The 20,937-nt window shown below is 66.5% G+C and carries 22 protein-coding genes; 11 read left to right on the top strand and 11 right to left on the bottom strand.

Annotated elements, in window-relative coordinates:
- Position 1 precedes the first annotated feature (1 nt).
- The 6 genes from M1K48_RS10200 to ribA all read left to right on the top strand — a co-directional run bounded on the left by M1K48_RS10200 (position 2) and on the right by ribA (position 5,126).
- Complete coding sequence (locus tag M1K48_RS10200) at positions 2–610, top strand: riboflavin synthase (protein ID WP_249454968.1); 609 nt, start codon at positions 2–4, stop codon at positions 608–610.
- A gap of 51 nt (positions 611–661) precedes the next feature.
- Positions 662–1,945 (top strand): 3,4-dihydroxy-2-butanone-4-phosphate synthase, encoded by a 1,284-nt coding sequence (gene ribB, locus M1K48_RS10195; protein WP_249454966.1) that lies wholly within the window; start codon positions 662–664, stop codon positions 1,943–1,945.
- A 1-nt stretch (position 1,946) separates the two neighbouring features.
- Positions 1,947–2,369 carry a 6,7-dimethyl-8-ribityllumazine synthase gene (ribH, locus tag M1K48_RS10190; RefSeq protein ID WP_249454964.1) on the top strand — a complete coding sequence of 141 codons (423 nt, stop codon included), beginning with the start codon at positions 1,947–1,949 and terminating at the stop codon, positions 2,367–2,369.
- Positions 2,370–2,449: 80 nt separating this feature from the next.
- Positions 2,450–3,070, top strand: coding sequence for a LolA family protein (locus tag M1K48_RS10185; protein WP_249454962.1), 621 nt, complete (start codon positions 2,450–2,452; stop codon positions 3,068–3,070).
- Between the two features lie 230 nt (positions 3,071–3,300).
- A complete protein-coding gene (locus M1K48_RS10180; protein ID WP_249454960.1) occupies positions 3,301–4,092 on the top strand; it encodes an exodeoxyribonuclease III in 792 nt (263 codons plus the stop codon).
- A complete protein-coding gene (ribA, locus tag M1K48_RS10175; protein WP_406696641.1) occupies positions 4,032–5,126 on the top strand; it encodes a GTP cyclohydrolase II in 1,095 nt (364 codons plus the stop codon). The genes M1K48_RS10180 and ribA overlap by 61 nt, the downstream gene beginning before the upstream one ends.
- Positions 5,127–5,138: 12 nt before the next feature.
- Here the strand turns inward: ribA and M1K48_RS10170 are convergent, their stop codons facing one another.
- Positions 5,139–5,777: a YggS family pyridoxal phosphate-dependent enzyme gene (locus M1K48_RS10170; protein ID WP_249454956.1), complete on the bottom strand. Its 639-nt coding sequence runs from the start codon at positions 5,775–5,777 to the stop codon at positions 5,139–5,141.
- 57 nt (positions 5,778–5,834) lie between these two features.
- Between M1K48_RS10170 and M1K48_RS10165 the strand changes: the two genes are divergently transcribed.
- Positions 5,835–6,323, top strand: a complete 489-nt coding sequence (locus M1K48_RS10165) for a thiamine phosphate synthase (RefSeq protein ID WP_249454953.1) — start codon at positions 5,835–5,837, stop codon at positions 6,321–6,323.
- Between the two features lie 12 nt (positions 6,324–6,335).
- Here the strand turns inward: M1K48_RS10165 and M1K48_RS10160 are convergent, their stop codons facing one another.
- Entirely contained in the window at positions 6,336–7,028 is a 693-nt protein-coding gene (locus M1K48_RS10160; RefSeq protein WP_249454952.1) for a porin, read from the bottom strand.
- 221 nt (positions 7,029–7,249) lie between these two features.
- On the opposite strand from M1K48_RS10160, the gene M1K48_RS10155 reads away from it, so the two are divergent.
- From M1K48_RS10155 to holA, 4 genes are read left to right on the top strand one after another with little or no spacing between them, the layout of a single operon-like run.
- A complete protein-coding gene (locus tag M1K48_RS10155) occupies positions 7,250–7,681 on the top strand; it encodes a DUF3576 domain-containing protein (protein WP_249454950.1) in 432 nt (143 codons plus the stop codon).
- Positions 7,682–7,711: 30 nt separating this feature from the next.
- The gene (gene leuS, locus M1K48_RS10150) at positions 7,712–10,219 is read left to right on the top strand and encodes a leucine--tRNA ligase (RefSeq protein WP_249454949.1); all 2,508 of its coding nucleotides are present in this window, start codon (positions 7,712–7,714) and stop codon (positions 10,217–10,219) included.
- Complete coding sequence (gene lptE, locus M1K48_RS10145; RefSeq protein ID WP_249454946.1) at positions 10,216–10,716, top strand: LPS assembly lipoprotein LptE; 501 nt, start codon at positions 10,216–10,218, stop codon at positions 10,714–10,716. The genes leuS and lptE overlap by 4 nt, the downstream gene beginning before the upstream one ends.
- Positions 10,713–11,726 (top strand): DNA polymerase III subunit delta, encoded by a 1,014-nt coding sequence (gene holA / locus M1K48_RS10140; protein WP_249454944.1) that lies wholly within the window; start codon positions 10,713–10,715, stop codon positions 11,724–11,726. Before lptE ends, holA begins: the two co-directional genes overlap by 4 nt.
- Before the next feature lie 7 nt (positions 11,727–11,733).
- On the opposite strand, the gene M1K48_RS10135 is transcribed toward holA, so the two are convergent.
- The 9 genes from M1K48_RS10135 to hemE form a co-directional block, all read right to left on the bottom strand.
- Positions 11,734–12,618: a ParB/RepB/Spo0J family partition protein gene (locus tag M1K48_RS10135; protein ID WP_249454942.1), complete on the bottom strand. Its 885-nt coding sequence runs from the start codon at positions 12,616–12,618 to the stop codon at positions 11,734–11,736.
- Positions 12,615–13,394 carry a ParA family protein gene (locus tag M1K48_RS10130; RefSeq protein WP_249454940.1) on the bottom strand — a complete coding sequence of 260 codons (780 nt, stop codon included), beginning with the start codon at positions 13,392–13,394 and terminating at the stop codon, positions 12,615–12,617. Before M1K48_RS10130 ends, M1K48_RS10135 begins: the two co-directional genes overlap by 4 nt.
- Positions 13,391–13,954 (bottom strand): 16S rRNA (guanine(527)-N(7))-methyltransferase RsmG, encoded by a 564-nt coding sequence (gene rsmG / locus M1K48_RS10125; protein ID WP_249454939.1) that lies wholly within the window; start codon positions 13,952–13,954, stop codon positions 13,391–13,393. Before rsmG ends, M1K48_RS10130 begins: the two co-directional genes overlap by 4 nt.
- A gap of 20 nt (positions 13,955–13,974) precedes the next feature.
- The gene (mnmG, locus tag M1K48_RS10120; RefSeq protein ID WP_249454937.1) at positions 13,975–15,657 is read right to left on the bottom strand and encodes a tRNA uridine-5-carboxymethylaminomethyl(34) synthesis enzyme MnmG; all 1,683 of its coding nucleotides are present in this window, start codon (positions 15,655–15,657) and stop codon (positions 13,975–13,977) included.
- Between the two features lie 55 nt (positions 15,658–15,712).
- On the bottom strand, positions 15,713–16,990 hold the full coding sequence (mnmE, locus tag M1K48_RS10115; RefSeq protein WP_249454935.1) for a tRNA uridine-5-carboxymethylaminomethyl(34) synthesis GTPase MnmE: 1,278 nt from the start codon (positions 16,988–16,990) through the stop codon (positions 15,713–15,715).
- Positions 16,991–17,069: 79 nt separating this feature from the next.
- Entirely contained in the window at positions 17,070–17,795 is a 726-nt protein-coding gene (locus tag M1K48_RS10110) for a YjbE family putative metal transport protein (protein ID WP_249505230.1), read from the bottom strand.
- Between the two features lie 157 nt (positions 17,796–17,952).
- The gene (gene rho, locus M1K48_RS10105) at positions 17,953–19,209 is read right to left on the bottom strand and encodes a transcription termination factor Rho (RefSeq protein WP_249454933.1); all 1,257 of its coding nucleotides are present in this window, start codon (positions 19,207–19,209) and stop codon (positions 17,953–17,955) included.
- A 176-nt stretch (positions 19,210–19,385) separates the two neighbouring features.
- Positions 19,386–19,841: a CopD family protein gene (locus M1K48_RS10100; protein WP_249454930.1), complete on the bottom strand. Its 456-nt coding sequence runs from the start codon at positions 19,839–19,841 to the stop codon at positions 19,386–19,388.
- Positions 19,841–20,890 (bottom strand): uroporphyrinogen decarboxylase, encoded by a 1,050-nt coding sequence (gene hemE / locus M1K48_RS10095; RefSeq protein WP_257794143.1) that lies wholly within the window; start codon positions 20,888–20,890, stop codon positions 19,841–19,843. Before hemE ends, M1K48_RS10100 begins: the two co-directional genes overlap by 1 nt.
- Positions 20,891–20,937 lie beyond the last annotated feature (47 nt).

Genomic DNA, 20,937 nt, shown 5'->3' with positions numbered 1-20,937 from the left:
CATGTTCACCGGCATCATCACCGACGTAGGAACCGTCCGCACCGCCGAGCAGCGGGGCGACCTGCGTCTGGTGATCGACTGTGGCTACGACATGGCCGGGGTTGACCTCGGTGCCTCGATCGCCTGCTCGGGCGCCTGCCTGACCGTGGTGGACAAGGGTGAGGGCTGGTTCGCGGTCGATCTCAGTGCCGAAACCGTGTCCAAGACCGCGCCTGGCCTCTGGCAGGAAGGCGCTCGCCTCAATCTCGAACGCGCACTTCGCCTCGGCGAGGAACTGGGAGGCCATCTGGTCACCGGTCATGTCGACGGTCTTGCCGAAGTGATCGGCCTCTGCCCCGAAGGCGACAGCCTCCGCGTCGGCCTGGCCGTGCCCGCCGCACTCGGTCCGATGCTCGCGGCCAAGGGGTCGGTCACGCTCGATGGCGTGTCGCTGACCGTCAACGATGTCCGCGACGAGGGCGAGCAGACCCACTTCAGCGTGAACATCATTCCACACACCGCACAGCAGACCACGCTCGCAAGCCTTGCGGTCGGCCGAGCGCTGAACATCGAGATCGACGTACTGGCGCGTTATCTTCAGCGGATGGTGGCGGCGCGCTCCTCACACTGAGATGGGCGAACTGGGTATCGCATCCCACATTCTAGTGTGATACGATGCCACATGGCTACCGATCTCATCGAACGACTGACCGCCATCATCGAGACTGGCGAAATCAGCCGATCCGGTCTCGCCCGAGCGGCCGGGCTTCACCCCAATTCGCTGCGCAAGCTCGGCTCGTCGGACTGGAATCCAACCGCTGATACGCTGGGCCGGCTCGAAAAGTTGCTGGCAAAGGGCACTACCGAAGTGCTGGTCGGCCCCGAGGCGATCATCAACGAGGCCCGCAATGGGCGGATGTTCATCCTGGTCGACGACGATGACCGAGAGAATGAGGGCGACCTCGTCATTCCTGCCCAGATGGCGACCCCCGACGCGATCAATTTCATGGCCCGTCACGGGCGCGGGCTGATCTGCCTCGCGCTGACCAAGGATCGCGTGGATGCGCTCGGCCTGCCGCTGATGGCGCGCACCAACGGTACCCGTCACGAGACCGCCTTCACCGTCTCGATCGAAGCGCGCACCGGAGTCTCCACCGGGATCAGCGCCGCCGACCGCGCCCGCACCGTCGCGGTCGCGATCGACGCCGGAAACAGCTCGGAGGATTTGGTCTCGCCCGGCCACGTCTTCCCGCTCGTCGCCCGTCCCGGCGGCGTGCTGGTCCGCGCCGGCCATACCGAGGCCGCGGTCGACGTCAGCCGACTGGCCGGGCTCAACCCGTCGGGCGTGATTTGCGAGATCATGAGCGAAGACGGAACCATGGCCCGCCTGGACGGCCTGGTGGAGTTCGCGAGGCAGCACGGGCTCAAGATCGGCACCATCCGCGACCTCATCGCCTATCGCCTGCGCCGCGACCATCTGGTCGAGCGCGTCGCCGCGACCCCTTTCAACAGCCCGTCGGGCGGCGAGTGGCAGGCGCAGGTGTTCCGCGACAAGGCGACCGGCGCCGAACAGCTGGCGCTGATCCTCGGCCCCCTTAATCCCGAAGAACCGGTAATGGTTCGCATGCACAGCCTCGACCTGTTCGCGGACGTGCTCGGTGAACCGTCCGAGCGCGGCGGCCTGCTGGCGGGCGCGATGCGGATGATCGAGGAGCAGGGCTCGGGCGTCGTGGTCGCTCTCCATGCCGCCAGCCCCGGATCTCTTTCCCGCGCGGCCGATCGCCGGATCGGCAAGGAAGTGGAGGAAGGCGAAGCGCTGCGCAGCTACGGCATTGGGGCGCAGATCCTGGCGGCGCTGGGGATCCACGACATGATACTTCTTTCCAATACCCGCCACTCGCCCGTCGGCCTCAGCGGCTACGGCCTCGCCATCGTCGAGGAACGCTGCATCGGAGGAGACGCCTGACATGGCCAACATCCTGATCGTCGAAGCCCGCTTCTACGAGCATCTGAACGACCTCCTCCTCGCCGGCGCCCGCGCCGCGATCGAAGAGGCCGGCCACACCCACGAGACGTTGACCGTCCCCGGCGCCCTCGAGGCCCCCGCCGCCATCGCCCTTGCCGACGAAAGCGGCGACTACCACGCGTTCGTCGCGCTCGGGGTCGTGATCCGCGGCGAGACCTATCATTTCGAGGTAGTCTGCAACGAAAGCGCACGCGGGATCATGGACCTGACGCTGACCGGCCTGGCGATCGGCAACGGCATCCTAACTGTCGAGAACGAGGCGCAGGCGCTGGCGCGGGCCGACCCCGCGCAGCTCGACAAGGGGGGCGGCGCCGCCGCCGCGGCCCTGGCGATGATGGCGCTGCGCCAGCGCTACGTTGGGTGAACGGCAGGGAACTGCGCAATTCAGAAGGCATTCAAGCCGCTCGGCCTAGTGCCGGCGCCAACATGACTTCAGGAGCTTCGATGTCCCACCGTTTCAACCCGCGCCTGCTTGGGCTCGCTGCCGTGCTGTCGCTTGCGGCGCCCGCTGCCGTTGCGCAGCAGGCCACGCCGCTCAAGGCGGTCGAGCAGAGCCTCGCCGCGACTACCAGCATGACCGCGCGTTTTACCCAGGCCGATGGCCGCGGCCGGACCCAGTCGGGCACGCTTAGCCTGCAGCGTCCGGGCAAGATCCGCTTCGAATATGGCGCCGGCGCGAACATGTTGATGGTTGGCGACGGCAAGAACCTGACCTTCATCGACTATGAGGTCGGGCAGAAGTCGGCCTGGCCGATCGCCCGGTCGCCGCTGGCAGTGCTGCTCTCGCCGCAACCCAACCTCGGGCGGATCGCGCGGATCGAGCCGCAGGCCAATCCCGGCGTGGTCGTCGTCCGCGCCCGCGATGCCCGCCGTCCGGAATTCGGCACCCTGCTGCTCGCCTTCTCCAAGAACAGCGCGGCCCCGGGCGGCCTGATGCTGGAAGGCTGGACCGCGATCGACGCGCAGAACAAGCGCACCACCGTCAAGCTGGACGGCCAGCGCTACAACGTAGCCATCCCCGCCGCCGCCTTCACCTATCGAGAACCGCCGAAGCGGGGTCGCTAAGTCACGGTGATCCGTATTGAATCAGCTACTGTTCACCGGAGCTTCAGGCACGATCACGTACAGGGACATTTGACCGCAGCAATGGGCTTGGGTTTCCCCCTGTTACCGGGCTCGCTGCAGGTCCCTCGCGTGACGAACGCTTGGTCGGCCCTCGCTCCATGCCCCCGGAGCGGGGGCCTTTTCCGTTCCGGCCTTTGCGTTTCGCCGCGCCGACTTGCTAGGGGCGTTGCGTGAGCAAACTCAAGATCGCCAGCTGGAACATCAACAGCGTTCGCGCCCGCGTGCCCATCGTCGGCCGCTTTCTCGACGAGGAGCAGCCCGACATCCTGTGCCTCCAGGAGACCAAGGCCGAGGACAAGGTTTTCCCGGCCGAGCTGTTCACCTCGCGCGGCTATGTCCATCACGCCCTGAACGGCCAGCGCATGCATCATGGCGTCGCCATCCTCAGCCGCGTGCCGCTGGAAGATCCTGGCCGCCACGACTGGCAGGACAATGGCGAGGCGCGGCATGTCGGAGCGCGCCTGCCGAACGGGCTTCGGCTCGAGAATGTCTACGTGCCCGCGGGCGGCGATATTCCCGACCGCACGCTCAATCCCAAGTTCGGCCAGAAGCTCGACTTCATCGAGCGGATGACCCGCTGGTCGGAGGGCCTCGACGAGCCCACGCTCATCGTCGGCGATTTCAACGTCGCGCCGCTCGAGTGCGACGTGTGGAGCCACAAGGCGCTGCGCGACGTGGTCAGCCACACCGAGGTCGAGATCGAGGCGCTGGCGAGGCTGCAGGCGGCGCACGACTGGGTCGACCTCGGTCGCAAGTTCGTGCCCGCACCCGAGCGTTGCTTCACCTGGTGGAGCTATCGTTCGCCCGACTGGACGAAGAACGATCGTGGCCGCCGGCTTGACCATATGTGGGCCTCGCCCAGCGTCGCCGCACAGGCGACCATGCACAAGGTGCACGAGCCATGCCGCGCGTGGGAGCGCCCGTCCGATCACGTGCCGCTGGTGGTCGAGCTCTCGCTTTGAGAAAGGGCGCGGAGGCGATCGCCGCGCTGCGCGCCGGCCGCGCCCTCACCGTAGGTTCGCTGACCGTGGCCGCGGTCGAGACCGCGAGCGACGCCTTCCTCCGCCTGCTCGACCCTGGCGGCCGGGCTCCGGTCCTGCTGAGCGGCGCCCGGGCGGCAGCGCTCGGCCTCGCCAACCAGCGCGACTCCGCTTCCTCGCGCGAGCCGGTACTGATCGAGCGCGCCTCGTGGCTGGATTCGGCGACCGTCCGCAGCCTGGTCGACGCCGCCCGCGATTTCGATCGCTTCGGTCCCGGCCCGCTGCAAACCGCGACCCTGGACGATCCCAAGGCCGCACAGGCCGCGCTCGCCCTCGCGCGCCGTTCCGGATTGATGCCGGCCCTGTGGGTGCTGGAAGGCGAGGCGTCTTTCCATCTCTCAATCGAAGAAGCACGCGACGCTGCGCGACCGGCGCATGTCACGATCGCGGCCCGGGCCGTGCTCCCCGTCGAGGCGCTCGACGTTCCCGCCCAGATCGTCGCCATGCGTGCCGAAGAAGACGGCAGCGAGCATGTCGCCTTGCTGGTCGGCGCACCCGGCGGCCGCGCACCGCTTACGCGCCTGCACAGCGAATGCCTGACCGGAGACGTGTTCGGAAGCCTCAAATGCGATTGCGGACCGCAGCTCCAGGCCGCGCTGCGGCTGATGGCGGCAGATGGCGGCGGTATCCTGCTGTACCTGCGCCAGGAAGGGCGCGGGATCGGGCTCGCCAACAAAATCCGTGCCTATGCGCTGCAGGATCGCGGGCTCGACACGGTGGAAGCCAACCAGCGCCTCGGCTTTGCCGACGACGAGCGCGATTATGCTCTGGCCGCGGCGATGTTGCGGGCGCTGGGGGTCGATCGGGTGCGCTTGCTGACGAACAATCCTGCCAAGCTGGCTGGGCTGGAGGCGCATGGGATCACCGCCGAGCGCGTCGCGCACCGCTTGCCGGCCAATCCCCACAACGCCCACTATCTCGCGATCAAGCAGGCCAAGAGCGGCCATCTGGACTGATGCGGGCGGCGTTCAGTCCTCGAATAGCGCGGTACCGACCCGCACCACGGTCGCGCCGAGCATGGCCGCCGCGCGATAGTCGCCGCTCATCCCCATCGACAAACCGCTGACGTCATGCCGCTGGACAAGCTTCGCCAGCAGGGCGAAGAAGGGCGCCGGCTCGACCTCGGCGGGCGGGATGGCCATTAATCCGGTGATCTGCAGGTCGCGGACCGCTTCCAGGAAGTCGGGCAGGTCGGCGATCGCTACGCCGCCTTTCTGCTGTTCCTCACCGACATTGACCTGAACGTAGGTCGGTCCGCTCCACCCTGCCTTGACCAGCGCGGTCGCCAGGCTCGGCCGATCGAGCGAGTGGATCACGTCGAACAAAGCGGCGGCTTCCTCCGCCTTGTTGGATTGCAGCCGGCCGATCATGTGCAGGACGACGTCGGGATGGCGCCGGCGCAAGTTGGGCCATTTGGTGGTTGCCTCCTGCACGCGATTCTCGCCGAAGTGGCGTTGCCCCGCTTCGATCAGCTCCTCGATCTGCTCGGCCGACCGGTTCTTGCTGACCGCGACGAGGGTGATCTCCGCCGGATCGCGTTTGGCGACGCGGGCGGCATCGGCAAGGGCGGCGCGGATGGCGTGAAGGCGGGCGGCTGCATCGGGCATCCGCGGCTGCTAGGGGCAAAGGCGATGCAAAGGCAATCGTGGCCTCGGGCCTGGCTGATGACCGACGAAAGGATGGGGGACGCGCTCGGCGCCGCCATTGCCCGCGCGGCTGCGGCCGGAGCGGGGGTAATCGTCCGCCACCACGCCTCGTCTGTCGCCGAACGTCGCAGTATCGCCCGCGAGGTAATTGCCAGCGGCGCCCTGCTTGGTGTGTCGCGGGACAGCGAGCTTGCCGCTGAGCTCGGCGCCGCGCTGGTCCACAATCCTTCCGGCGATCCAGGCGACCTGCCATTCAGCCTGTCGGTGCATGACGAGACGCAAGCGCGCGAAGCCGCCCATCGGGAGCCCGCTTTGGTGTTCGTCTCACCCCTGTTCGCGACTCGTAGCCATGCCGGCGCCCCCGCTCTCGGCGAATCATCTGCCCGCCGCCTGGCGCTGATGAGCGGCCGCCCGGCCTATGCGCTGGGCGGCATTACCCTTGAACGGGGAGAGGAACTGGTGAAAAATGGGTGGGCCGGCTGGGCCGGGATCGACCCCTGGCTCTAAAACAAGCCGGTTTTAGAACTTGAAGGCGGTTCCGACATAGACCGCTTGGCTGTCGCGCCGCTGGTCGCGGAAGGTGGCGAGCTGCTCGCGCTCGATCTTGTACTTGACGCCGCCGGTCACTGCGATGTTACGGCTGATGTTGTAGGCGCCGCCGACATCGAGGGCATAGGCCGTCGGATCGGCGATCGCGCTGCTCCGCTCGCGGTCGGCACGGTCGGCGCTGGCGGCGACGCGGCCGGTGAATTTCTTGGTGCTGTAGCTGACGCCCACCGAGGCGCCTTCGCGCGGCGCGAACGCCGGGGTCGCGCCCTGCGCCTTGCTGACGTCGGCGGAGACGGCGAACCGCTTCCAGCCCACTGCGGCGCCCAAATTGTACGAAGCCGGGGTAAGCGGCAGGCCAGCCGGGATCGGCGCCGCGGCGGCGGCACGCTCACGCAGCGCGACCTGGGTCGACGAGCTGGCCCGGGCGCGGACCGCGATGCGGATCTGCGACGGACGCTGCTTGGCGGCCGACGGGGTAAAGCGGAAATCCGAGGCCAGGGCCGGGCGGCTGGCCAGCGCCGCGGCGAGTCGCGGATCGGCCTGAGCTGGAGTGAAGCCGCTGTCAAAGCTCAGCGCGATCGACGCCGGACGCTTCTTCTGAGGGGCGGCGATCACCACCGACGCAGGCAGCAGCAAGCCCACCGCGGCAATCGCCACGGCCACTTTGCCCTTCCCTGATCCCCGGCGACTCATGCCTGCCCAAATCCCTTCAAGCCCTACATAGATTGGCGAAGCTGAATGTTCCACGTGCTTCCTGGTTTACCCTCGCGCTGTGACATCGAATCCACAAGAAGCCGGTCAACCGGAACGGGTTGCGGGGGAGGGTGCAGCTTCTATAGAGCGAAGGGACGCACTTTTCACCGTTTCACCCAGGAAGCCCAACCATGCGCCGTTCGCTCGCCGCCCTTCTCCTGTCGGCCACCCTGTTGGCGACCGCCGGCTGCAGCCGCAATCGCGACATCCCGCTCGAACTCGCGCCGTCGCGCACCACCGCCATCGGGGTGAACAGCTATTTGTGGCGCGCCGCCATCGACACGCTCAGCTTCGCGCCGCTGGTCACCGCCGACAGCAATGGCGGGGTGATCGTCACCGACTGGTACGCCAATCCCAGTTCGCCTGGCGAGCGGGTCAAGCTGACCGTCTCGATCCTCGACCAGGACCTGCGCGCCGATGCCCTGCGCGTCGCCGCCAGCCGCCAGGTCAACCAGAGCGGCCAATGGGTCGATGCGCCGGTCGCCGCCGCCACCGTCCAGAAGCTCGAGGACATCATCCTCACCCGCGCCCGTGACATCCGCCGCGCCGCCGTCGGCGGCTGAGGACCAGTTTCCCAACCCTAAGGAGTCCGCATGACCACCGACCGTTTCGATCCGGCGGCGAGCGAAGCCCGCTGGCAGGAGCGGTGGGAGGCGTCAGGCTGCTTCCGCGCCGACAGCGCCAGCCCCAAGCCCAAGGCCTATGTGCTGGAGATGTTTCCGTATCCCAGCGGACGCATCCACATGGGCCACGTCCGCAACTACACCATGGGCGACGTTCTGGCCCGCTTCCGCCGCGCGCAGGGGTATGAAGTGCTCCACCCGATGGGGTGGGACGCCTTCGGCATGCCGGCCGAAAATGCGGCGATGGAAAAGAAGGTGCATCCGGGGGACTGGACCCGCCAGAACATCGCCGGGATGCGCGCCCAGTTGAAGCGCCTCGGCTTTGCGCTCGACTGGAGCCGCGAGCTCGCCACCTGCGAATTAGACTATTACGGCCACGAGCAAGCCCTTTTTCTCGATCTGTTCGAGGCCGGCCTGGTGTTCCGCCGCGAATCGGAAGTGAACTGGGATCCGGTCGACATGACCGTGCTCGCCAACGAGCAGGTGATCGACGGCCGCGGCTGGCGCTCAGGCGCACCGGTCGAGCGGCGCAAGCTCAATCAGTGGTTCCTGCGGATCACCGACTTCGCCGAGGAGCTGCTCGAGGGTCTCGGTTCGCTCGACCAGTGGCCCGACAAGGTCCGACTGATGCAGGAGAACTGGATCGGCAAGAGCCGAGGGCTGCAGTTCCGATTCGAACGGCCCGAGGGCGGCAGCATCGAGGTGTTTACCACCCGGCCTGACACCATCTTCGGCGCCAGCTTCCTTGCCATTTCGCCCGGTCATCCCATTGCCGAGGCGCTCGCCGCCGAGCGGCAGGACGTCGCCGACTTCATCGCGCTGGCCAAGCAAGGCGGGACCACCGCGGCCGAGATCGAGACCGCGGAGAAGCTGGGATTCGACACCGGTCTGACCGTTACCCATCCGCTCAACCCCGACTGGCAGCTCCCGGTGTGGATAGCCAACTTCGTGCTGATGGATTACGGCACCGGCGCGCTCTACGGGGTGCCCGGCCACGACGCGCGCGACTTCGAATTCGCAACTAAATACGGCCTGCCGATCACCCGCGTCGTGGCTCAAGGCGTCGACGGGGCCGATGCGCCACTGAGCGAAGCCGAGAACGCGCCCGGCGTGGCGGTCAACAGCCGTTTTCTCGACGGCATGACCACCGACGAGGCCAAAGCCGAGATCATCCGCCGCGCCGAAGCCGGCGGCTGGGGGCAGGGCAAGACCCAATACCGCCTGCGTGACTGGGGTGTCAGCCGCCAGCGTTACTGGGGCACGCCGATCCCGATCATTCACTGCGACGCCTGCGGTGCCGTCCCGGTACCCAAGGCGCAGCTGCCTGTCGTGCTGCCCGAAGACGTCAGCTTCGACGTCCCCGGCAATCCGCTCGACCGCCATTCCACGTGGAACAAGGTCGATTGTCCCAAATGCAGCGCGGCGGCCCGGCGCGAGACCGACACGCTCGACACCTTCGTTGACAGCAGCTGGTATTTCATCCGCTTCGCCTCCCAGCCCGACGACAAGCCGTTTGACCGGGCCGAGGCCGAGGCCTGGCTGCCGGTCGGCCAGTATATTGGCGGGGTCGAGCATGCGATCCTTCACCTGCTTTACGCCCGCTTCTGGACCCGCGCGCTGGAGCGGATCGGGCGCCTGTCGGTGAAGGAGCCCTTCAAGGGTCTCTTCACGCAGGGGATGGTCACCCACGAAACCTATCGCGCCGGCGACGGTAGCTGGCTCAGCCCCGAGCAGGTCACTCGCAACGGTGACGACTGGACCCATATCGAAAGCGGCGAACCTGTCAGCACCGGCCGTGTCGAGAAGATGTCCAAGTCGAAGAAGAACGTTGTTGATCCGGACTCGATCATCGAGCGCTACGGCGCCGACGCGGTGCGCTGGTTCATGCTCTCGGATTCACCGCCCGAGCGCGACCTAGAATGGTCGATCGGCGGTATCGAAGGCGCCTCGCGCTTCGTCCACCGGGTGTGGCGCCTGGCAACCTCCCCGGCGCAGGCCGATGGCAATGACGCCGCGCTGACTCGCAAGCTCCACCGTGCGATCGCCGCCGTAGGCGCGGCGCTGGAAAGCTTGCAGTTCAACAAGGCCGTCGCAGCGCTCTATGAATTGGTCAACGCTGTTGAAAAGGCCGCGCCTTCCGCCGACCGGACGGCCGCCATCCGCACGCTCGTGGTGCTAATCGCTCCAATGGCCCCGCACCTCGCTGAGGAAGCCTGGGCGGCCCTTGGCGGCGAAGGAATGGTGGTGGACCAGCCTTGGCCGAGCCACGATCCAGCAATGCTGGTCGACGAGGAAGTCACCATCGCGGTGCAGGTCAATGGCAAGCTGCGCCACACGCTGAACGCGCCGCGCGGGCTTCCGCGCGAAGACCTGCAGGGACTGGCGCTCGGCGCCGACAAGGTAGCGGCCTTCCTGGGCGACAGCGCGCCCAGGAAGGTGATCGTGGTGCCCGACCGTCTGGTGAACATCGTCCTGTGAAGCGCCTCGCAATCCTCCTAGCCGTCGCGGCGCTGACCTCGGGATGCGGGCTCCGGCCGGTCTACAGCGGCGGGTCGAGCGGTCCGACCGCGACCTTCCTGTCGTCGGTGACGGTGCAGCCCATCGACGGCGGCCGGGTCGGCTGGCTGCTCCGTGCCGCTCTCGCAGACCGCTTGGGCGATCCAGCGCAGGGCGATCGGCGCTATCGCCTGGAGGTGGAGGTCGACGACGACCTGACCAGCTTCGGCATCCGCGGCGACACCGCGGTCACCCGCGAACGGCGCACGATCCGCGCCCGCTATCGGCTGGTCGACAACGCCACCGGCCAGGTGGTGCTTGACGCCACTGCCGGCTCCGACGCGGGCATCGACGTGGTCAGCTCCGACGTCGCTACCCTCGCCGCCGAGCAGACCGCCGCCGAGCGCTTGGCGCAGGTCGTCGCCGACCAAATCGTCGCCCGCCTTGGCCTCTACGCCGGGCGAGGGGGCCGGCGGTGAAGCTCAGCCGGGACAAGGCCGCCGCGGCCCTGGACCAGCCGGACCCGTCGCACCGCTTCTACCTCTTCAGCGGCGCCGACAATGCCGCCAGCCGGCTGTTCGCCCAGCGCCTGCTGAACGGGCTGAGTGCCGAGAAGGTCACCGCCTCGGCCGCGCAGCTTAAGTCTGATCCCGCCTGGCTTGCCGACGAAGCGGCGAGCTTGCCGATGTTCGGCGGCGCGCGGCTGCTGTGGATCGAGCCGGCCGGAGAGGAGATTTGCCCCGCGGTCGAAGCCTTGCTTGAGCTCGAGCAGATCGAGGCTCCGGCGGTCGCGATCACCAACGGTTCGCTCAAGAAGACCAGCGGGCTGCTGAAGCTAGCGGAAGGCAACAAGGCCGCCCTGCACGTCGCCTGCGAAGCGCAGACCCCGCGCGAGCAACGCGGCGCCGTCACCGAACTCGCCCGCAAGGAAGGTCTGATCGTCGACCCCGCGCTTGCCGAGCGTATTGCCGAGGAAGCCGGCGGCGACCTCATCCTCGCTCGTCTGGAACTGCAGAAATTCGCGCTTTATGCCGGCGCTTCGCCGGAGCACCCGCTCGATCTTGGCGAGGAAGTGGTGGACGCGTTGGGCATTGACCAGGCCGAAGCGGAGTATGGCCGCGCCGGTGATCTTGCGCTGGCCGGGGATGTCGCCGGCCTGGCGACCGAACTGTCGCTGATGGACGCCGCGGCGATGGATGCCATCCCCGTTGTCAGGGCGCTTCAGCGGCGCCTCCTGATGCTGGCGCCCCTCCGCGCCCGGGTCGAGCAGGGGCAGCCGATCGGCTCGGTCACGCAGACGGTGTGGCAGCGTGATAAGCCGATCGTCAGCCAGATCCTGCCGCGATGGACCGCACCTAAGCTTTCTGAAGCATTCCAGCGGGTCCAGAAACTCGAACGCCAGATCCTGCTGCAGCCGGTGCCGGCCGCGGCGGCGCTTGGCGAAACCCTGATGCAATTGGCGCGGGTAGCGGCCTCGGGCGGACGCTGACGACGAGCTAGATCGGCTCGCCGCTCAGCCGCTGGCAGATCAGGTCCAGCTGGTCGAGGCTGGAGAAAGCAACCGCCACTTGACCCGCACCGCCCTTGTGCTGGATCGAGACCTTGAGGCCGAGCAGATCACCCAATTGCCGCTCCAGCGCGAGCAGGTCGGCGTCGCGCGCTGCCGCCGCCAGCCGCGCACTGCCCCGCGCCATGTCGGTGCCGATGCCCGGACGGCGCTTGCGGGCCAGCGCTTCGGCCTGGCGCACCGACAGCCCGCGCGCGACGATCTGCTCGGCCAATTGCTCGGCATCGGCCGAGGAAGCGATCGCGCGGGCATGGCCCATGGTCAGCGTCCCGGCCTCGAGATGAGCGCGGACGCTTTCGGGAAGATCCCGCAATCTTAACAGGTTAGAGACATGACTGCGACTCTTGCCGACCAGCTTGCCGACCTCCTCGGGCTTGTGCCCAAAGCGTTCGACCAGCGCGGCATAAGCGTCGGCTTCCTCCAGCGGCCCGAGATCGGCGCGCTGCACATTCTCGATCAGCGCCACCTCGGCGGTCCCGGCCTCGTCGAAGCTGCGGACGATCGCAGGGATGCTGTGCAGTTGCGCACGCTGGGCCGCACGCCAGCGGCGTTCCCCCGCCACGATCTCATAGTGCCCAGCGGTCGCGCCTGGTCGTACCAGGATCGGCTGGAGTACACCGCGCGCGGCGATCGACTCCGCCAGTTCGGCCAGCGGTCCTTCCGCGAACACCCGGCGCGGCTGGCGCGGGTTGGGCTTGATCAGCGCGACCTCGAGCTCGCGCACCCCTTCGGCGCTACCGGCGGGTGCGGCGACGGCGACATCGCCGAGAAGTGCGGAAAGGCCTCGGCCGAGACCCCGTGCCTGCTGGTTCATGCGGCCTCCTTCAGTGCCGGAAGTCGTGCCATCAACTCGCGGGCAAGGCCGACATAGGCAGCCGAACCCGAGCAGCGCAGATCGTAGATAAGGGCGGGAAGGCCGTGGCTGGGCGCCTCGGACAGGCGCACGTTGCGCGGCACCACCGTGTCGAACACCGCCGCACCGAGGCAGGCGCGAACATCCTCGGCGACCTGCGCCGACAGGCGGTTGCGGCGATCGAACATGGTCAGTGCCACACCCAGGATCGACAGCTCGGGGTTGAAGCGGGTGCGGATCCGCTCGACCGTCTGCAGCAGCTGGCTAAGTCCCTCCAGCGCAAAGAATTCGCACTGCAGCGGCACGATGAGGTGACGCGCGGCGATCAGCGCGTTGACGGTCAGGAGGCCAAGCGAGGGCGGGCAGTCGATCAGGCAAATGTCCCAGCGCGCCGGCGCCGCCTCCAGCGCGTCAGCCAGGCGATGGGTGCGCCGTTCCAGCTCTACGAGCTCGACTTCGGCTCCGGACAAGTCCTGGGTCGCGGGCAGCAGGTCAAGCCGCGGCACACGGGTCGGCAAGACCGAAGCCTCGACCGTTTCGGACCCGATCAGAACCTCGTAGGAGGAGCGCGTGCGTTGCTGGGCGCCAATCCCGAGCCCTGTCGAGGCATTACCCTGTGGGTCAAGGTCGATCAGCAGTACTTTCCAGCCCATCGCGGCAAGGCCGGTGGCCAGATTGATGGCGGTCGTGGTCTTGCCCACACCGCCCTTCTGATTGGCAATCGCGACCTTGATCATCCCCGTCTCGCCCTTCGCCGGACCCCTTGCGCCAGCAAAATGCGCGCATCGGGATCGGTTCGGCTGGGTACCAGCCGGAACTCACCGTGCCACGTGACACGCGCTTCTTCCAGTTCCTTCTCCGCGCTTCGCCCCTTTGGCAGCACCCATCGTCCGCCTGGTAGCAATAAGGGAGCCGCCATCGCGAAAAGGCGATCGAGCGATGCCACGGCACGCGCCGTGATTACCTCATAATTGCCATTGATCTGCTCGACCTTGCCGGTGATGACGGTAACATTGTCGAGCCCGAGTGCGTCACGGCAACGCTCGAGAAAATCGGTTCGCAAACGTCGCGGTTCGACGAGAGTCACGTTGCGCGCGCCTGCGATCGCAAGGACGATGCCGGGTAAGCCTGGTCCGCTTCCGATATCCAGCCAATTGGCACCGGCAGGCGCCAAGTCGAGCAATTGCAGCGAATCGTCGATATGACGTTTCCAGACCGCATCTGCGCTGCCTTTGCTGATGAGGTTCTGGCGCTCATTCTCCGCCAGCAATAGCTCGACGAAATGCTGCAGTTGCACCTGTGTTTCACGTGAAACAGTCATGCTGCAGCGCGCGCAGTGCCAACGTAAAGCGCCGTTAGCGCCGCGGGGGTGATGCCCGGAATCCGAGACGCTTGATCGAGGGTCTCGGGACGCGCGGTCTCCAATCGCTCCGCCATCTCGGCCGAAAGTCCTGCCAAGCTGCGAAAGTCGAAGTTGTGCGGAATGCGCACCGCGCGGCTGCGCTCGACCGCGCTCCACTCGCGCCGCTGCCGATCGATATAGGGCGCGTACATGGCGTCTGCCTCACCCTCCTCGGTCGAAGCGAAGGACGGGTCCGACCGCGCCTCGAGATGCTTCCCGATCGCATCCGCACGGGCACGGGACAGCGCGCCACTGGCCAGCGCGTCTTCGCCAAGCCGGGTCACCGCGTTGTCGGCGCGCAGGTGCAGACGAAACTCCGCGCGCGCCGTCATCATGCGATACGGCTCGGTCACCCCCTGCAAGGTCAGATCGTCAATCATCACGCCGATGTAGCTGCTCGCACGATCGAACAGGATCGGGGCGGTGCCCCCTGCAAAGCGTGCCGCGTTCAGACCCGCCACCAATCCCTGGGCAGCCGCTTCCTCGTAACCCGTGGTGCCATTGATCTGCCCGGCCAGGAACAATCCAGCCAACGCCCGCGTCTGCAGGTCGCTGCCGAGACGACGAGGATCGACGTGCTCATACTCCACGGCATAGCCAAGGCGAACGATCTCAGCCCGTTCTAGCCCCGGGATCGAGCGGACAAACGCCTGCTGGACATCGCGCGGCATAGAAGTCGAGATGCCGTTCGGATAGACCAGCGGATCGCCGAGGCCTTCCGGCTCGAGAAATATCTGATGACCGTCGCGATCGCCGAACCGGCGCACCTTGTCCTCAATCGACGGGCAATAGCGCGGGCCGCGCCCCTCGATCACGCCCGAGTAGAGCGGCGAACGGCCCTCGGCAGCGCGGATGATGTCATGAGTGCGGGAGGTCGTCCGCGTGATGGCGCAGCGAAGTTGCGGGGCGCCGGGCAACCGGTCGGGATGAGCTGAGAAAGCCCATACTTCCCGGTCACTGGGTTGCTCTTCAAGCCCCGCCCAGTCAATGGTGCGCCCGTCCAGGCGCGGCGGCGTCCCGGTCTTCAATCGCCTGGCGGCGAGCCCGAGCTCGCGCACTTGCTGCGCGAGACGAAGGCTTGCCCGCTCACCCGCCCGCCCGGCCGCGCTGCTTTCCTCACCGATGAAGATTCGGGCGTCGAGAAACGTACCGGTGGCGATGACGACGGCGCGAGCAGAGAGCGCAGTGCCGTCAGCGAGCTGCACCCCGGTCACCGCATCTGCATCGATCGTGAGGGCGATCGCTTCCCCGGTGATGCGCTCGATCGCCTGATCTGCGAGGAGCTTTTCGATTGCTTGCCGGTAGAGCGCTCGGTCGGCTTGCACCCGTGGTCCCCACACCGCCGGGCCCTTGCTGCGATTGAGCATGCGGCGGTGTATTGCCGCGGCGTCGGCAGCGCGCGCCATCAGGCCGTCGAAGACGTCCAGCTCTCGAACGAGATGCCCTTTGCCGACGCCCCCAATGGAGGGATTGCAGCTCATCTGCCCGGCATCTTGGGGTTGGAAGCTCAAGAGCGCCGTGCGAGCGCCCGATCGAGCCGAGGCGGCAGCAGCTTCACACCCGGCATGGCCTGCCCCGATGACCACGACATCAAACATGGCGCACGCTTAGCGGAACGTGGCTTACCTCGCGAGGTGTTTCACGTGGAACGCATTATTTGCCAAGGCAGAAACGTGTGAATAGTCCGTCAAGCACGTCTTCAGTGCTGGTTCGCCCGGTCAGCCGATCTAACGCGGAGAGTGCTTGGCGGAGCAGGTCTGCGACGATCACGATGTCGTGCGTGCGTATCGCCGACAAGGCCTGTTCCGCTTTACTAAGAGCTGCCCTTTGTCGGCGATTTAGCAACGCAATATCGGCCGCTGGCAAGAGAGTACGAAGTGTCTCGCGCAACCGATTCAGAAGCTCGTCCGAACCGCCGGCGGTGCGCACCGAAGTAGGAATACTTCCCGAAGGCGGTGGGCCGCGTTCATCAGCGCGCGCGTGAATCAGAAGGACGGATCTTCCCGACGGAGTGCTTGCGGGATCACCGAGCCACAGCAAGAGATCCGCTCCCTTTTGAGCCTGCTGGGCCCGCTTCACGCCGATCCGCTCAACCGCGTCGTCGGTCGAGCGGAGGCCAGCGGTATCGGTCAGGATCAGCGGGATACCATCGAAATCCAGCCGCGCTTCCAATACGTCGCGAGTCGTCCCCGGAATCGCCGTGACGATTGCCCTTTCGGAGCCCACCAAGGCATTGAAGAGGCTCGATTTCCCACTGTTGGGAGGGCCCGCCAGCACGACCTTGAGGCCGTTCTGAAGCAATTCCGCCGGAGGCTGCGCCAACCAGCGCGACCATTCTGTTCGCAACGTCCCCGCCTGTTCGACCAAATGCGTGAGATCAAGCGCAGTTTCGTCGTCGTCCCCGACATAATCGATCGCCGCCTCGGCCTGGGCGGAAAGGAGGATGAGTCGACTTCGCCAATCCTCGACCTGGCGCCGGATCGATCCTCCGGCACCGTCCATCGCAGCGCGGCGCTGCCATTCCGTCTCGGCACCGAGCAGGTCGGCAAGTCCCTCGGCCTGAGTCAGGTCGAGGCGCCCATTGAGAAGCGCACGGCGGGTGAACTCGCCCGGCTCGGCCTCGCGCAGTCCAGGGATGCCGGAAAGCTCCCGGAGCAGGCGGGCGACCACGGCGCGGCCGCCATGCAGGTGGAGCTCGACCAGCGCCTCTCCCGTGGCGGTGTGGGGCGCAGAAAAGACCAGCACCAGCGCCTCGTCGATGGGCGTACCATCTGCGCCGATGAGCTTTCGCAAGCCGGCCTGCCGAGGCGACGGAAGATTTCCCGCCAGCCTTGTCGTAGCCTGCTCGGCCAGCGAGCCGCTGATCCGCACGATGGCGATGGCGGCGGGCAGGGCGCCGCTTGATAGTGCGTAGATGGTGTCGCTGGTCACCCAGCAGCGATGCCCCGAGTGCGGTCAGGCTGGCAAGTCGCCGGAGGGCAGGGGGCCTCAGCCGAAAGCCCCCGCGCGTTCAGCCGAACAGGCGTCCGAGCCCGACCTGCGGGTCGATCCAGCCGTCGTAAATCATCTTCAACGCGACGTAGAGGATAACAGCGAGGCCGACATAGGCGATCCAGCGATAGCGCTCGATGTACCGGGCAATGACATTTGCGGCGAGACCCATCAGGGCCACCGCGAAGATCAAGCCGACGATCATGATCCCCGGATGATCGCGAGCAGCGCCAGCCACTGCGAGCACGTTGTCGAGGCTCATGGAAACGTCGGCGACCGCGACGGCCCAGGCCGCGCCGGCGAAGCTCTTGGCGGGACGCAATCCGCTATGCTCGTCACCGCTGATTTCGGGGCTGCCACCGCTCTCGCCCGTGTGACGAAGCTCGCGCCACATCTTCCAGGCCACCCACAGCAGCAACACGCCGCCGATCAGGATCAGGCCTACGATCTGCAGCAGCTGGGTCACGATTAGGGCGAAGAAGATCCGCAGAACGAGAGCGGCAAGGACGCCGATCAGAATGACCTTCTTACGCTGTTCGGCCGGAAGACCGGCAGCGAGCGCGCCGACCACAATCGCATTGTCCCCGGCCAGCACGAGGTCGATCATCAGTACCTGAAGGAACGCGGCGAATGCCGCCGGCTCAGTGATGTTGCTGAAATCCTTGACGATCGACGCCCAAATGTCGGCGGGTCCGCCGAAGCCGGCGGGAGCGGCGGCCACTGCGGCAAGAAGAATTTCGAACAAGCTGGTCACTCCGTCGATCTGATCAGGCCTTCGTCACCATGGTGATCCGGCAGGCAAGGCCGCGATATCGCAAGCCGATACTGGATTGCTCCGCCGGACGCTGCAACACCATCCGGTTCGAGCCACCGAAGATTCTCGCGCCCAATGCGCAAGCGGCTTACTGGTTCATCGAGGCGAAGAAGTCCTCGTTCGACTTGGCGTCACGCATCTTGTCGAGCAGGAACTGCATCGCGTCGACCGTGCCCATCTGCATCAGGATCCGGCGCAGCACCCACATCTTGGTGAGGGTGTTCTGCGGGACCAGCAGCTCTTCCTTGCGGGTGCCGCTCTTGCCGACATCCAGCGCCGGGAAGATGCGCTTGTCGGCGACCTTGCGGTCGAGCACGATTTCGCTGTTACCGGTGCCCTTGAACTCTTCGAAGATGACCTCGTCCATCTTGGAGCCGGTATCGATCAGCGCAGTGGCGATGATCGAGAGCGAGCCGCCTTCCTCGATGTTACGCGCCGCGCCGAAGAAGCGCTTCGGGCGCTGCAGGGCATTGGCATCGACACCGCCGGTCAGCACCTTGCCCGAGCTCGGCACGACGGTGTTGTAGGCGCGACCTAGGCGGGTGATCGAGTCGAGGAGGATGACGACATCCTTCTTGTGCTCGACCAGCCGCTTGGCCTTTTCGATCACCATTTCGGCGACCTGGACGTGGCGCTGCGCGGGTTCGTCAAAGGTCGAGGAGACGACCTCGCCCTTCACGCTCCGCTGCATGTCGGTGACTTCTTCGGGCCGCTCGTCGATCAGCAGGACGATCAGGAAGACTTCGGGATTGTTGTCGGTGATCGCGCGCGCGATGTTCTGCAGCAGCACGGTCTTGCCGGTGCGCGGCGGCGCAACGATCAGCGCGCGCTGGCCCTTGCCGAGCGGCGAGACGATGTCGATCACGCGCGCCGACTTGTCCTTGATGGTCGGGTCGAGCGTGTCGAGCTTGAGCTTCGCGTCCGGGTAGAGCGGAGTCAGATTGTCGAAATTGACCCGGTGACGAAGCGCATCGGGCTCATCGAAGTTGATCGAGGTAATCCGGTTCAGCGCGAAATAGCGCTCGCCATCCTTGGGGGCGCGGATCTCACCTTCGACCGTGTCACCGGTGCGCAGGCCGAAACGGCGTACGATCTGTGGCGTGACGTAAATGTCGTCCGGGCCGGCGAGATAATTCGCCTCGGCGCTGCGGAGGAAGCCGAAGCCGTCGTTGAGCACTTCGATGGTGCCGCTCCCCATGATCTCGGCGCCACTTTCGGCGCGGACCTTGAGGATGGAAAAGAGGAGGTCCTGTTTGCGCAGCGTCGACGCGCCCTCGATTCCCATCTCTTCGGCTTGCGCGACGAGTTGGGCGGGGGTCTTCTGCTTGAGGTCCTTGAGATGCATGTAGCTTGTTCTTTTGCTTAAGAGTTTTGGCAGTCGGATGACTGAAGGCCGCGTCGAGAACCGAGCGGTCACACCGGCAAGGGCATGGAAATACGGGCCGGTGCGGCCGTATGGGAGCGGCCTATGGCGGCAGGCTGTTCAAGTCAACATGGGGGCCTGTTCGCCCTGCGGCAAGATCAGAACGGTTTGACGATCACCAGCACGACGATGATCGCGGTCATGATGCCGGGAACCTCGTTCATGATTCGCAGCGTCTTGTTCTCCAACGGGCGATCGCCGCGGGCGAGCTTGCGACCGTAGGACCCGAGCCAGCCCTGGAAGCCGCTGAGCAGGATCACCAGCAGCAGTTTGGCGTGGAACCAGCCCTGGGTCCACGCCCCCAGGTGCACCGCCAGGGCGATCCCGAGCACCCACACGATGATCATCGCCGGCCCGAGGATGATCGCACGCGTACGGCGCTCGCGCTCAACCCACGCGCGATCCTCGGCCGATCCTGGGGTCGTCGCATGGTGGTAGACGTAGAAGCGCGGCAACAGGAACAGGCCCGCGATCCAGAAGATGACGAACGTGAGGTGGGCGGCCTTCACCCACAGATAGGCATTGCCGAGGAAGCCGATCGCGCTGTCGAGCATCACGCAGCCTTTCCGAGGGAGCGAAACATCTGCTCCACATGCTCGATGGGGGTGAATTGGCCAATCCCGTGGCCAAGGTTGAAGACATGCGGCCGTTCCTCGAGCGCCGACAGGACCCGCCCGACCGCCTTCTCCAGCGCTTCGCCGCCGGCCAGCAGCGCGAGGGGATCGAGATTGCCCTGGACCGGCATGTTCGCCGGAAGGCTGGCATGCGCCCAGACCGGATCGACTGTCTCGTCGAGGCCGAGCGCATCGACTCCGGTCTCGCGGGCATAGGCGGGAAGTTTGCCGCCGGCGCCCTTGGGGAAGCCGATGATGGTGAGGCCGGGACGAAGCGCGCGAAGGCTCGCGACGATCCGAGCGGTTGGGGCGATCACCCAGCGCTCGAACTCGGACGGAGCGAGGCTGCCCGACCAGCTGTCGAACAATTGCACCGCATCAACCCCGGCATCGGCCTGGCCGACGAGATAGGTGACGGTGGCTTCTTCGATCGCGGCGACGATCGCGGCGAACTTGCCGGGATCGAGATAGGCGAGGGTGCGGGCGTCGGCCTGCTCGCGGCTGCCTTCGCCCGCGACCATGTAGGTCGCAACGGTCCAGGGAGAGCCTGCAAAGCCGAGGAAGGTGGTCGATGGCGCCAGCTGGGCCTTCACCTGCCGGACGGTCTCGTAGATGGCCTCAAAACGCTCGGGCCGGGGGGTGAAGGCGGTCAGCTCGGCACCGCTGAGCGGCGGGGCGAGGCGCGGGCCTTCGCCGGCGACGAAGGTCAGCTCCTGTCCCAGCGCATGGGGCACGATCAGGATGTCGGAAAACAGGATGGCGGCGTCGAGCGGAAAGCGGCGCAGCGGCTGGAGCGTGATCTCGGCCGCGGCGGCGGGATCGTAGACCATGTCGAGGAAGCCGCCCTTTTCGGCACGCAGGGCGCGATATTCGGGCAGGTAGCGCCCGGCCTGGCGCATCATCCAGACCGGCGGCGGGTCGCGACGCTCACCCCGGAGCACCGCCAGAAGCGGCTTGTCGATCGCTTGTTCCGAAGACTGGTCGGCCACCCTTATCTCTTTCTCTTATAGATTCTTAAAAAAGGTAGTTGGAGTTA

Source organism: Sphingomonas glaciei, from assembly GCF_023380025.1.
Lineage (GTDB): Bacteria > Pseudomonadota > Alphaproteobacteria > Sphingomonadales > Sphingomonadaceae > Sphingomicrobium > Sphingomicrobium glaciei.
This window is presented reverse-complemented; position numbering and strand designations above follow the sequence as displayed.

What these genes read in the sequence shown, in the direction of transcription:
- M1K48_RS10200 (WP_249454968.1), top strand. Translation starts at nt 2, where the DNA reads ATGTTCACCGGCATCATCACCGACGTAGGAACCGTCCGCACCGCCGAG.
- ribB (WP_249454966.1), top strand. Translation starts at nt 662, where the DNA reads ATGGCTACCGATCTCATCGAACGACTGACCGCCATCATCGAGACTGGC.
- ribH (WP_249454964.1), top strand. Translation starts at nt 1,947, where the DNA reads ATGGCCAACATCCTGATCGTCGAAGCCCGCTTCTACGAGCATCTGAAC.
- M1K48_RS10185 (WP_249454962.1), top strand. Translation starts at nt 2,450, where the DNA reads ATGTCCCACCGTTTCAACCCGCGCCTGCTTGGGCTCGCTGCCGTGCTG.
- ribA (WP_406696641.1), top strand. Translation starts at nt 4,032, where the DNA reads ATGCCGCGCGTGGGAGCGCCCGTCCGATCACGTGCCGCTGGTGGTCGA.
- M1K48_RS10170 (WP_249454956.1), bottom strand. Translation starts at nt 5,777, where the DNA reads ATGCCCGATGCAGCCGCCCGCCTTCACGCCATCCGCGCCGCCCTTGCC.
- M1K48_RS10165 (WP_249454953.1), top strand. Translation starts at nt 5,835, where the DNA reads ATGACCGACGAAAGGATGGGGGACGCGCTCGGCGCCGCCATTGCCCGC.
- M1K48_RS10155 (WP_249454950.1), top strand. Translation starts at nt 7,250, where the DNA reads ATGCGCCGTTCGCTCGCCGCCCTTCTCCTGTCGGCCACCCTGTTGGCG.
- leuS (WP_249454949.1), top strand. Translation starts at nt 7,712, where the DNA reads ATGACCACCGACCGTTTCGATCCGGCGGCGAGCGAAGCCCGCTGGCAG.
- M1K48_RS10135 (WP_249454942.1), bottom strand. Translation starts at nt 12,618, where the DNA reads ATGAACCAGCAGGCACGGGGTCTCGGCCGAGGCCTTTCCGCACTTCTC.
- M1K48_RS10130 (WP_249454940.1), bottom strand. Translation starts at nt 13,394, where the DNA reads ATGATCAAGGTCGCGATTGCCAATCAGAAGGGCGGTGTGGGCAAGACC.
- mnmG (WP_249454937.1), bottom strand. Translation starts at nt 15,657, where the DNA reads ATGTTTGATGTCGTGGTCATCGGGGCAGGCCATGCCGGGTGTGAAGCT.
- rho (WP_249454933.1), bottom strand. Translation starts at nt 19,209, where the DNA reads ATGCATCTCAAGGACCTCAAGCAGAAGACCCCCGCCCAACTCGTCGCG.
- M1K48_RS10100 (WP_249454930.1), bottom strand. Translation starts at nt 19,841, where the DNA reads ATGCTCGACAGCGCGATCGGCTTCCTCGGCAATGCCTATCTGTGGGTG.